Below are 11,616 nucleotides of genomic sequence, written 5' to 3'. Positions count from 1 at the left end.
CCGGTAACACCCTAGTCAAGAGGTGGCCGAGGGTTTTTTGGAAACGAAAGGAGATCATGATGACAGACGGCGTCGTGGAGCGCTCTCGTCCCCGGGATCGAATCCTGGAGACGGCACGCGACATGTTCCACAAGCACGGCATCAAGGGCGTCGGCGTCGACGCTATTACTGAAGCTGCCGGCACGAACAAGATGACGCTCTATCGTCACTTCGAATCCAAGGACGAGCTGATCGTCGAGTGCCTGCGCGCCAACGCGGCCAAGGCCGGCGCCATGTGGGACGCTTTCGAGGCTGAGTTTCCTGGCGACAAGCTTGCGCAACTGCATGCCTGGGTTCGCAAGGCTGCAGCCATGCTCAATGCTGATGGTCGCGGCTGCGACATGGCCAATGCCGCCGCAGAATTGACCGAACCGGATCATCCGGCCAGGCGCGTCATCAAGGAACTCAAGGAAGCCCAACGTGATCGCCTTGTGGCGTTGTGCCGGGGTGCCGGCATCGGCCAGGCAGAACTTCTCGCCGATACGCTATCGCTGCTGTTCGAGGGCGCGCGCGTCAGCGTGCAGACGGTGGGTACCGAAGGTCCGAGCACGCAGTTCGTGCGCATGGCCGAAGGGCTGATCGTTTCCTTCCGGGGCACTGCCGCCGGTTGAGTTTCGCTGCCTCTGTCGGTGGTTTGCCGGTCATATGACTGAGGCGATGTCTGGCGCCCTTTGGCGTCGGCTGTGCCGCTATTCCTGATGGCTGGACGAAAAAAGCCCGCTGCCGGGAGGAGGTGGCAGCGGGCTCGATTTCGAATGCGGTGCGGGAGGAGGTGCACCCCATTCAGCGTCGGCATCGCATCTGGGAGGAGTAGATGGCCGACAACCAGAACCTACGAGTTGCCCAATGATTCGGCAACAATGAATTGTGCATAGCTGCTGTGCAGATTTGCCGTGTCGTCCGCAAAAGCTGGGAAACACGGGCTCATTGCACCGGAACGTTTTCCCTGAAGATCAGTCGTGGCTCGATGAATTTTCGCGTCAGGTAGGGCGCCGATGAGGCGATGGAGCCCAGCAGGCGAATGACCGACTGTTCGGCGATCAGCCTGGCGTTCTGGTCGATGACGACATCGGCGAGGTCGTCGACGAGGTAGCCGCGCGTTTCCCTCGTCAGGTCGTGACAGATGAAGACCGGCTTGCGGTTGGGCCTGGCTTCCCGGATGGCCTTTGCAACGCCGGAGCGTCCGGCCCCGACACAATAAATGCCGAGCAGTTCCGGTTCGTTGTGCAGCGCCTTCATGGTTTCGGCATAGCTGGCATCCGGCTCATCGTTGATCTCGACGGCACTGGTTACGGTGAGGTTGGGAAATTCCTCGCCAAGCACGGAGCGAAAGCCCATTTCACGTTCCTCGTGGCCGCGATAGGAGCGCGAGCCGACGACCATCGCAAGATGGCCCTCGCGGCCGCCGAGGAAGCGTCCCATCAAGAGCGCGGCCGTCCGTCCCGCCACGCGGTTGTCGATGCCGACATAGGCCGAGCGGGGAGCGGCCGGAATATCGGACACCAGCGTCACCAGGCGGATGCCGGTGTCGACAATGTCGCGCAGGATGTTGCGGGTTCGCGGATGGTCGATGGCGATGACGCCGACGCCATTGGCCCTCAGCGACAGGTTTTCGACGGCGCTCTGCAGCGCATTCGGCGCGATGCCGGCGAGGTTGTGGATCCGGCAGGAGGCGACCAGCGGCAGGCGCGATGCATAGTCCTCGATGTGTCTTGCCAGATCCTGCATGAAGGCATTGCTGCCGATCGGCAGGAAGAATTCGAGGTTTGCAGGCTTCGAGGGAAGTGTCACCTGGTCGGCTACCGGCAGATAGCCGAGTTGCTTGGCCGCCTCCATGACACGCTGCCGGTTGGCTGCACTGGCACCTGGCCTGTTGTTGAGCACCCTGTCGACCGTCGCGGTCGAGAGCCCGCAGTTCCTGGCGATATCGGAGACCGTGGCCTTCATGCCGTAACCCTATGCGCCGATGCGGTGGCGCGCCAGACAAGCGATTTGGCAGCCGACGCGATATGAGTGACGGGTGATCGACACCCATCACCGCGACGTGCGTTCGGCTGCCTCGACAAGACGGCTTCCGCCCGTCCTCAGTGTGACGGCTTGCCGTCGGCGACGGCGTCGCGGATTTCCTTGTCCGACATGCCGGTGATGATCCGTTCGACTTCCGTCACGGTCGTCTTCTTCGGGTCGATGTCGTCGGCGACCACTTTGCCCCGGCGCATGACGACGATGCGGTCGACCACCTGGAAGACATGATGGATGTTGTGCGCGATGAAGATGCAGGAATGGCCGGAATCGCGGGCGTTGCGCACGAAGCTCAGCACGCCCTGCGTTTCGGCGACGCCAAGATTGTTGGTCGGCTCGTCGAGGATGATGAGGTCGCTGTCGAAATGCATGGCGCGCGCGATCGCCACCGCCTGGCGCTCGCCGCCCGACAGCGAGCCGATCGGCGTCGTCGGTGGGATGTTTTTCGAGATGCCGACCTGTTTGAGCAGGTCGCGGGCGACAGTGTTCATCGCCTCCTGGTCCATGCGGTTGAGGAAACGCGGCGGCTTGATCGGTTCGCGCCCGAGGAACAAATTGCGGGCGATCGACAGTTGCGTGACCAGTGCCGAGTCCTGGTAGATCGTCTCGATGCCCTGGGCGATGGCGTCGCTGGTGCTGCGCAAGGTCACCTTCTTGCCGCGGATGAAGATATCGCCACTGGTCAGCGGCACGGCGCCTGACAGCACCTTGATCAGCGTCGACTTGCCGGCGCCGTTGTCGCCGAGCAGGCCGACGATCTCCCGCTCATTGACATGGAAATTGGCGTCCTCGAGCGCCTGCACCCGGCCATAGGACTTGCGGATGTTCTGCATGCGGATCAATGGCTCGGCCATGGTTCAAGTCCCTGCCTGATGCCGGCGTTCCAGCCATGAGTGGAGCGCCATCATGCCAAGGATGATCGCGCCGATGAAGATGTTGTAGGCGAGTCCCGGCACGCCGATCAGCACGATGCCGTTGCGCATCACGCGCAGGATCAGGATGCCGAGCACCGTGCCGATGATGGTGCCGCGCCCGCCGGTCAGCGCCGTGCCGCCGATCACCACCATGGCGATGACTTCGAGCTCGTAGCCGGTGCCGCTGTTGGGATTGGCTGCGGACGTGCGCAGCGAGGAGATGACGCCGGCCAGCGAAGCCATAACCGAGGAGAGCACGAACAGGCCGATCTTGACGCGGTTGACGTTGACGCCGCGGGCCCGCGCCGCGTTGGGATTGCCGCCTGCGGCCTGGATCCAATTGCCGGTCCGGCTCTGCGTCAGCACATAGCCGAGCGCGATCGCCGCGGCGATGAACCAGAACAGCGACATGTAGATGCGGAACGGCCCGATGAAGAAGTCGCCGACCAGCGCTTCCGCCAGCCAGCTGCCTTCGGCGCTCCAGGTGCGCTGCGGAAAACCGTCGGTGATGAAAAGGGCGCTGCCGCGCACCACGAGCAGCATGCCGAGCGTCACCAGGAAGGACGGGATCTTGAGCTGCGTGACGAACCAGCCGTTGACCAGGCCGATCAAGGCGGCGACCAGCAGCGCGACGACGAAGCCCATTTCCAGAGAGGTGACGCCACTGTTGAACAGCGTCCACATCAGCACCGGCGAAAAGCCGAACAGCGAGCCGACGGAAAGGTCGAATTCGCCTGATGTCATCAACAGCGTCATCGCCAGCGCGATCAGGCCGAGCTCGACGGTGAAGGCCAGCGTGTTGGAGATGTTCTGCGGCGACAGGAAGTCGTGGTTGAAGCCCCAGAAAACGCCGATCTCGACGACGAGCAGCACGAAGGGACCAAATTCAGGCCGCGCGATCAGGCGTTGGATGAGCGAATGATTTTCCACAGGGAACCCGCGACATGGTTGGAACGGGCCGCGATCCCCACCGCATCAGGCGGGCCAGTCGCGGCGCAAGGGAAACCTGGCGCCGCGTGCCAGGACGGTGCGGCGCCAGGATCGCGGTTATTTGCCGGACAGGATCTTGTCGTAGATGCCGGCCGTGTCCTTTTCGTAGAGCGCGCCGGTGATGACGTTGAAGCCCGGAGGAATGCCTGACGCGGCCATGTTGGCGAGCGACAGCGCGACATAGCTGGTCGCCTGCGGGTCCTGCCATTGGCCGGCATTGACATAGCCGTTCAGCACTTCCTGCGTAGTATCGAGCGAATTGCCCCAGCCGACGACCGGGATTTCGCCCGGCTTGACGCCGACCTGGTCGAACACCCGCTTGATCGAGCCGGTGACGAGGTCGCCGAGGCCGATGATGGCGTTGACCTTGCCTTTGTGGGCGGTGAGGTAGTCGACCATGCGGTTGATCACCTCGGCCTGGTCGAGCGTCGCCTCGGTCACTTCATAGGTGATGCCGAGCGGTCCGAACACGCTCTTGATGCCTTCTTCTTCCTGGACGCCGTATGTGGCACCGGGGATCTCGACCGGCATCCAGACGAAGTCGCCCTTCTTCACCAGGCCCTTGTCGACCAGATACTGCGCCCAATGCTTGCCGAAGGTGACGTTGTCGCCGCCGACATAGGCATTGAAATTGGCCTTGGGATCGGGCGTGTTGAAGTTGATGATCGGGATGTTGGCGGCGCGGGCTTCCTTGACGATCTCGACAAGGCTGCCCGGATCGGGGCTGGTGGTGACGATACCGTCGGCCTTGGCCGAGAGGGCGGCGCGAACCGCTTCCTGCTGGGAGGCGACATCGCCATTGTGGAACGAGGTGTTGACGGTATTGCCGGTGTCCTTGGCCCATTGCTTGGCGCCGGCCAGGAAGTAGGTCCAGACCGGGTCGGCCGGGCCGCCATGTGAAATCCAGTAGAAGGTCTTGGCCTGCGCCGCGGCGGGAATGACCGTCAGCGCGACCAGCAGGCCGTAGAGCACAAGTCTCAGTCTTGTCAGCATTTGATTTCCTCCCGGTTGAAGATGATCCGTCCCTTGTTCCGGCCCGGCCGGATTGCGTCTTTTGCCAGCGCCGCTCGGATGCCTAAGAGCATTCCCTTTTTCAACGAATGGCAAGCCTCCATCTGCAGATGTAGTTGGCGCCCGACGCGCCGCCATCAGCAGAGCCATCAGATTGCATCAGTTGGGGTGACTTTTCAGGGCAGCCGGATGATCGGTGCAGGGGCGCAGCCCGCCAGCACCTTGTCAGCGTCGACTTGCCGGCGCCGATTTCGCCGACCAGCGCGTGGATCGAGCCGCGCTCGATCATAAGGTTCATGTCTTCGAGCACGATCGTGCCGCCAAAGCGCCTGGCGACGTTGCGCACGAACAGGATCGGCGAATCGGACATCGGAGCGGCCCCCCGACCGCACCGCGATCTTGAAGCGGATTGCGTCCGCCGTCATCGGATTCCGCACAAAATCATGTTGATTGCGGCGGTTTGGGTAGAGATTCTAGATAAGATCAGCTTTCGCAAGGTCGCGCATCAAATGGCTGGCACCGTAGGTCCAGTGCGGACAATCGGGCGACAGCCGCACCCGGTTGACCAGCGCGCCGAATTTTTCCGACGAGATGGTGACGATGTCGCCGACCTTGTGGGTGAAGCCCTTGCCCTTTTCGCCGCGGTCCTTCGACGGCACGAACATGGTGCCGAGATAGAGCGCCAACCCATCCGGATACTGGTGGTGCGGTCCCATGGCCGCGGCAACCAGCTCTTCCGGCGAACGGCTGATCTCGGCCATCGAGCTTGCGCCCTCCAGCGAGAACCCATCCTCGCCCTCGACTTTCAGGCGCACGACAGCCCGCTTCACATCGTCGATCGAGAACGTGTCGTCGAACAAGCGGATGAAGGGGCCAAGCGACGCCGAGGCGTTGTTGTCCTTGGCCTTGCCGAGCAGCAGTGCGGAGCGCCCTTCGACGTCGCGCAGATTGACATCGTTGCCGATGGTGGCGCCGACGATCCTGCCGCTTGAGGCGGCGATCATGGCGATCTCCGGTTCCGGATTGTTCCAGGTCGATACCGGGTGCAGGCCGACATCGGCGCCGAAGCCGACCGAGGCCATCGGCTGGCACTTGGTGAAGATCTCGGCATCGGGGCCGATGCCCACTTCCAGATATTGCGACCAGGCGCCGCGCGCGATGAGTTTGGCCTTGATCTCCATGGCCTCCGGCGACCCGGGCTTGAGCTTCGACAAATCATGGCCGATCAGTCCGGCAATGTCGGCGCGGATGGCATCCGCCTTTTCCGCCGAGCCGCGCGCCTGCTCCTCGATCACCCGCTCTAGCAGGCTGACGACGAAGGTCACGCCCGATGCCTTGACGGCCTGCAGGTCAACGGGGGAAAGCAGATGGGGTTTTGCCAGATCGCGCGTCGCCTCGAAACTGTTGGCCGCGATGTCATCGAGCGAGCCGATCGGCTTGCCCTTGGCCGAACGCACATGGTTTTCCGGATCGGCCATCTCGCAGATGTCACGCACGGTCGGCGCCACGCTTGACGTGATGTCGAAGACGGTGCCGTCACGCACCGTGACCACCATGGGATGCGAGACATCGCCACTCCTGGCGCGGCCGACAAAAAGGCCCTCGGTAGGCAGATGCGTCGGGTTTGTCATGCGTGGGATCCTCTGATCATCGAAAATGCGGCTTGCCGGATCGGCGCGGCACTTTCACCGGATTCCGCTCAAAGGTCTATCCCACCGATGGTGATCCAAGGTGCCGGGCTTTGGCTATGAACTCCGCATCTGCACCAGCACGGTCCGTGCCGGCGTCACAAAACCGCGAGCTTTTTCAAGAACATGAAACGCTCGATGGATTTTCATGCAGGACACGTAAGCCCGTGCGGCTGCGGTCTCGGCGAATTTAGGCGTTGATCGCGGCCATTTCCGCCAATGGGATTCTACTTGACAGTTTCAGAAATATGAAAAAATCTTGGCCAATTTCAAAATCTCGATGAGCAGGTCCATGTCGACGCTGGTTGCAGCAGAGGTGCCCGAGCCCCGATCTATACCGGGCTTCCGCCTCGCCATGCTGCTACCGGGGGCACTGGTCACGTTCCTGCTGATCCTGTTTGCGCTTGGCCTGGTGCTGTTCCTCGCCTTCCGCGGCAATGACGGCTCGCTGCTCGGCGTTGGGCTGACAGTCGAAAACTTCACCACCGTGGCAACCGATCCGCTCTACTGGACGGTGACGCTGCGCTCGCTGGTCATTGCCGGCCTGGTGACGCTGGCAACGGTCGTCACCGCCTATCCCGTCGCCTACTACCTTGCCTTCCATGCCGGGCGGCGGCGTGGCCTGCTGTTGTTCCTGGTGACGTTGCCATTCTGGACCAGCTATCTCCTGCGCGTTTTCGCCTGGAAGATCGTGCTCGCCTATAACGGCGTCTTGAATTCGGCGCTGATCGAAAGCGGCATCTGGTCGGAGCCGACGCTGGCCTTCCTCAACACGCCGGCGGCGGTGGTTGTCACGCTCGCCCATGCCTACGCGCCGTTCGCCATCCTGCCGATCTATGTGGCGCTGGACACGATCCCGAAATCCCTGCTCGAGGCCGCCTCCGACCTTGGCGCGCGGCCGTTCACCGCGTTCCGCCGCGTCGTTTTGCCAAACTCCATGCCCGGCGTTCTGGCCGCGGCCCTTGTCGTCTTCGTGCCGACGGTCGGCGACTATGTCACGCCGGCCATGGTCGGCGGCCCGGCCAGCACCATGATCGGCACGCTGATCCAGTCACAGTTCGGCAAGGCCAATGACTGGCCGTTCGGCGCGGCCCTTTCGGTCTGCGTCATGCTGGTCATCCTGCTTGTGGTGCTGGTGGCGCGCGGCGCCGACCGCAGATTTGGCAGCCGCACATGAGGGCCGAACGCGCCGGGACGAAACGCGATGGCCGCTGGCTCGGCCTCTACGTCCTTGCCTATCTGGTGTTCCTCTATCTGCCGGTGCTGCTGATCCCACTGTTTTCCTTCAACGATTCCATCCAGGCGGCGTTTCCCCTGCAGGGCTTCACGCTGCAATGGTACGCGACGCTCTACGGCAATCCGGCGCTTTCGGGCGCGCTCGCCAACAGCCTCGTCATCGGCGTTGTCGCGGCTTCAGGCGCCACGCTGTGCGGCATCACCGTGTCCTATATGGATCTCTATGGCCGCTCGCCTTTGGCCACCACCATCAGCGCCATCGCACGGCTTCCGATCCTCATCCCCGGCGTCATCGTCGGCATATCGTTGCTGATCCTTGTCAACCTGATCGGCCTCGGGCCATCGCGTATCGCCATCGTTCTCGGCCATATACTGGTGGCTCTGCCGACCACCGTGGTCATCATGCGCAGCCGTTTCGCCGCCATCCCCAGGACCGTTCGCGAGGCGGCCCTCGATCTCGGCGCTTCCGACTGGACGACGTTCCGGCGCGTCATGCTGCCGCTCAGCCTGCCAGCCGTACTGTCGGCCTTCATGCTTGCTTTCCTGATCTCCTTCGACGAATTCATCGTCGTCTTCTTCCTCGCCGGAACCGAGCCGACACTACCGCTCTACATCTGGAGCCAACTGCGCTTCCCGCGATCGCTGCCGACCGTCATGGCGCTGGGGACGGTGATCCTGGCTGTTTCCTTCATCATCGCCGGTACCGCCGAGATCCTGCGCCATCGCGGGCTCGGCGCGGCACGCCGCAATCCAGCCTGACCATAACAACCAAGAGGAGAACGAAAATGGCATTCCTGAAATCGATAACCGGACACAAGGCCCGGGCCGGCCTCGCGGCATTGGCGCTCGCACTGTCTTCGACCGTGACGCTGGCCGCCGAAAAACTGCAGTATTTCACCTGGTCGGGTTACGAATTGCCCGACTTCAACAAAAGCTTCCTTGCCGCGCATCCCGATGGCGTCGAGGCCTCGATCTTCGGGGACGACGACGATGCCTTCACCAAGGTCAAGGCCGGCTTCCGTCCTGACATCGCCCATCCCTGCTATGACAAGGTGGCGCGCTGGAACAAGGAGGGCCTGCTGCAGCCGATCGACACCAAGCGCATCAAGAACTGGGATTCGATCTTCCCGGTGTTCAAGAACCTGCCCGACCTGCAAGCCGGCGACGGCAAGGTCTGGATGGTGCCGTGGGACTGGGGCAACACCTCGATCCTCTACCGCACCGACCTGGTGAAGAATCCCGAGGCGAGCTGGAACCTGCTCTGGGACAAGCAATATGCCGGCCGCATGGCGACCATCGACGCCGTCCATGACACGCCCATCGTCGCCGCACTTCTCGCCGGCGTGAACCCCTTTGACATGACGCCGGAGCAGATGGACAAGGTCGCGGCAAAGCTGCGCGAACAGCGCCCGCTGCTGTCGAGCTACACCACCGACATGACCTCGGTCGAGCAGGCGCTGGCCAGCGGCCAGCTGGTCGCCGCCATGACCTGGAACGCATCGGCCACATCGCTGAAGAAGCAGGGCGTGCCGGTCGAGTTCATGAAGCCGAAGGAAGGCATGCTGACCTGGGCCTGCGGCTTCGTCATGCTGAAGGACGCCAAGAATGTCGATCTCGCCTATGACTTCATCAACAGTCGGCTCGACGCCGACTCCGGCAAATTCCTGATCCAGTCCTATGGCTATGGCAGCTCGCTCAGCACCGCTTTCGCCGGCGTGTCGAAGGACGAACTTGAGAAGCTGCAACTGCCGTCCGACCCGGAGGTGATGCTGAAGAGCACGATCTTCACCGGGCCGATGAAACAGAACGACGATGTGGCGAAGATGTTCGAGAAAGTGAAGGCTGGCGGGTGATCAGCGGTTAATTGCGGACGCTGGCGCTGCCCCTCATCGCAGGCAGGTGAGGGGTGGGGCCAACGCCAGGGTAAGTGGGTGCCGAAGGCAAGCTTGCCGGACGCGAGCCAAAGTACTGCAACGAGGACGAATGCATGGATGTTCTTGACGAAACGGCGGAGAAGCCGAAGGACGATGCCGATGTGCGGGTCGGCCGGCGCGTGCGGGCGCTGAGGCTCGAGCGCCGCCTGTCGCTGGCCGAACTGGCCGCGAGGGCAGGCGTGTCGATTGGCGCGCTCAGCCAGATCGAACGCGGCATGTCCTCGTTGCGCGTCAAGGTAATCTGGCCGCTCGCCGCCGCGCTCGACATCGAGCCTTCGGCGTTGATCGCCGACGGCGACGAGGCCGTCAACGATCTCTATTGCGTGCGCGCCAACAGCCGCCGCGCGATTCCGGTGAAATCCGAAGGCATCGCCAAGGCCCTGCTGTCGCCGCCCGGCGCGACGCTGACCGGCATGCTGGTGACGGTGGAAGCCGGTGGCGGCACGGCGGAAGCCTATGCCCATGCCGGCCATGAATTCGGCTTCGTGCTTTCGGGCGAGGTCGAACTGGTGGTGGATTCGACAAGATACGGGCTGAAGACCGGCGACAGTTTTGCTTTCAAGAGCACGCTTTTGCACGCCTTCCGCAATCCCGGCTCGGAGCAGTGCCAGATCCTCTGGGTCAACACCACGAAGCCGTCCGAGGTTCGCGATGGCGCCTGATCCACTCGTCCGGCTGCAGGCGGTTTCCAAGGTTTTTCCAGGTGGCATCGTCGGACTCGATGCCGTCGATCTCGACATTGTCAGCGGCGAATTCATCACGCTGCTCGGTCCGTCCGGTTGTGGCAAGACCACCAGCCTGCGTGTCATTGCGGGCTTCGAAAGCCCGTCGAGCGGCAAGGTCTTGCTCGACGGCCGTGACATCACGGCCCTTCGGCCCTTCGACCGGCCGGTCAACACCGTATTCCAGGACTACGCGCTGTTTCCGCACATGAACGTCGCCGAAAATGTCGGCTTCGGCCTGTCCTTGCGAAAACTGTCCGGCGCCGAGCAGGCAAAGCGCGTCGGCGAAGCCCTGGAGATGGTCGGTCTCGCAGACAAGCTTCGCGCTCGCGTCCTGGAACTGTCGGGCGGCCAGCGCCAGCGCGTCGCGCTCGCCCGCGCCATCGTCTGCGAGCCGCGCGTGCTCTTGCTCGACGAGCCGCTGTCGGCGCTGGACGCGCATCTGCGCGAACAGATGCAAGTCGAGTTGAAGCGGCTGCAGTCGCGGCTTGGCACCACCTTCGTGATGGTCACGCACGACCAGACCGAGGCGTTGTCGATCTCCGACCGCATCGTCGTCATGAACAAGGGCCGCATCGAGCAGATCGCGCCGCCGGCGACCCTCTATGATCGGCCCGCCACCACATTCGTCGCCAGCTTCATCGGCACGATGAACCTGCTGCAGTCGCGCTTTGTCGGCAGAGACGGCGATCGCTTGCGGTTCGCCGCCGGCGCTCTGCCGCTGGAAGCCATGCCGGAAAATGGCGAGGCCCCGAGCGCGGGCGCAACGCGCATCATCGGCGTGCGGCCGGAGGATCTCCTGGCGACGACCGAAGCCACGGCCGGCACAGCGCCGGCGCGCGTCAACAGCATCGTCTTTCACGGCCGTACGCTGCGCCTGCATGCCGAACTCGGGCAAGGCATTCCGATCGTCATCGACGCGCCCCGCCAGGCCGAGGGGTTTCAATTCAGCGTCGGCGACGTGGCGCATATCAGCCTGCGCCGTGGGGCGAACTGCCCTATGCTGTCGGGCTAGTCTGACCACCTTCGAAAGGTCGCCGCACAGCTGCGGCGAGGCAGG

General features: G+C 63.2%; 12 protein-coding genes. 6 read left to right on the top strand and 6 right to left on the bottom strand.

Features of this window, described 5'->3' with window-relative positions:
• The first annotated feature begins 59 nt into the window (after positions 1–59).
• The gene (locus EB231_RS26825) at positions 60–650 is read left to right on the top strand and encodes a TetR/AcrR family transcriptional regulator (protein ID WP_172351455.1); all 591 of its coding nucleotides are present in this window, start codon (positions 60–62) and stop codon (positions 648–650) included.
• A 313-nt stretch (positions 651–963) separates the two neighbouring features.
• On the opposite strand, the gene EB231_RS26820 is transcribed toward EB231_RS26825, so the two are convergent.
• From EB231_RS26820 to EB231_RS26795, 6 genes are all read right to left on the bottom strand, one after another.
• The gene (locus EB231_RS26820) at positions 964–1,986 is read right to left on the bottom strand and encodes a LacI family DNA-binding transcriptional regulator (protein ID WP_172351454.1); all 1,023 of its coding nucleotides are present in this window, start codon (positions 1,984–1,986) and stop codon (positions 964–966) included.
• Positions 1,987–2,123: 137 nt separating this feature from the next.
• Complete coding sequence (locus EB231_RS26815; protein WP_172351453.1) at positions 2,124–2,915, bottom strand: ATP-binding cassette domain-containing protein; 792 nt, start codon at positions 2,913–2,915, stop codon at positions 2,124–2,126.
• Between the two features lie 3 nt (positions 2,916–2,918).
• Entirely contained in the window at positions 2,919–3,905 is a 987-nt protein-coding gene (locus EB231_RS26810; RefSeq protein WP_140769067.1) for an ABC transporter permease, read from the bottom strand.
• A gap of 117 nt (positions 3,906–4,022) precedes the next feature.
• Positions 4,023–4,958, bottom strand: a complete 936-nt coding sequence (locus EB231_RS26805) for a substrate-binding domain-containing protein (RefSeq protein ID WP_019856893.1) — start codon at positions 4,956–4,958, stop codon at positions 4,023–4,025.
• Positions 4,959–5,058: 100 nt separating this feature from the next.
• On the bottom strand, positions 5,059–5,346 hold the full coding sequence (locus EB231_RS26800) for an ATP-binding cassette domain-containing protein (protein ID WP_172351452.1): 288 nt from the start codon (positions 5,344–5,346) through the stop codon (positions 5,059–5,061).
• A gap of 103 nt (positions 5,347–5,449) precedes the next feature.
• Positions 5,450–6,607 (bottom strand): fumarylacetoacetate hydrolase family protein, encoded by a 1,158-nt coding sequence (locus EB231_RS26795; RefSeq protein WP_172351451.1) that lies wholly within the window; start codon positions 6,605–6,607, stop codon positions 5,450–5,452.
• A gap of 349 nt (positions 6,608–6,956) precedes the next feature.
• Here EB231_RS26795 and EB231_RS26790 point away from each other — a divergent pair, with 349 nt between their 5' ends.
• The 5 genes from EB231_RS26790 to EB231_RS26770 all read left to right on the top strand — a co-directional run bounded on the left by EB231_RS26790 (position 6,957) and on the right by EB231_RS26770 (position 11,571).
• Positions 6,957–7,841: an ABC transporter permease gene (locus EB231_RS26790; protein WP_172351450.1), complete on the top strand. Its 885-nt coding sequence runs from the start codon at positions 6,957–6,959 to the stop codon at positions 7,839–7,841.
• The gene (locus EB231_RS26785) at positions 7,838–8,659 is read left to right on the top strand and encodes an ABC transporter permease (RefSeq protein WP_172351449.1); all 822 of its coding nucleotides are present in this window, start codon (positions 7,838–7,840) and stop codon (positions 8,657–8,659) included. The genes EB231_RS26790 and EB231_RS26785 overlap by 4 nt, the downstream gene beginning before the upstream one ends.
• A 26-nt stretch (positions 8,660–8,685) precedes the next feature.
• Positions 8,686–9,753, top strand: coding sequence for an ABC transporter substrate-binding protein (locus EB231_RS26780; protein WP_172351448.1), 1,068 nt, complete (start codon positions 8,686–8,688; stop codon positions 9,751–9,753).
• 134 nt (positions 9,754–9,887) lie between these two features.
• Positions 9,888–10,496: a cupin domain-containing protein gene (locus EB231_RS26775; RefSeq protein ID WP_172351447.1), complete on the top strand. Its 609-nt coding sequence runs from the start codon at positions 9,888–9,890 to the stop codon at positions 10,494–10,496.
• Positions 10,486–11,571 carry an ABC transporter ATP-binding protein gene (locus EB231_RS26770; protein ID WP_172351446.1) on the top strand — a complete coding sequence of 362 codons (1,086 nt, stop codon included), beginning with the start codon at positions 10,486–10,488 and terminating at the stop codon, positions 11,569–11,571. Before EB231_RS26775 ends, EB231_RS26770 begins: the two co-directional genes overlap by 11 nt.
• Positions 11,572–11,616: the final 45 nt, after the last annotated feature.

The sequence above is a fragment of the Mesorhizobium sp. NZP2298 genome, assembly GCF_013170825.1.
Classification (GTDB): domain Bacteria; phylum Pseudomonadota; class Alphaproteobacteria; order Rhizobiales; family Rhizobiaceae; genus Mesorhizobium.
The sequence above is the reverse complement of the archived record's forward strand: the minus strand, read 5'-3'. Positions and strand labels throughout refer to the sequence as shown.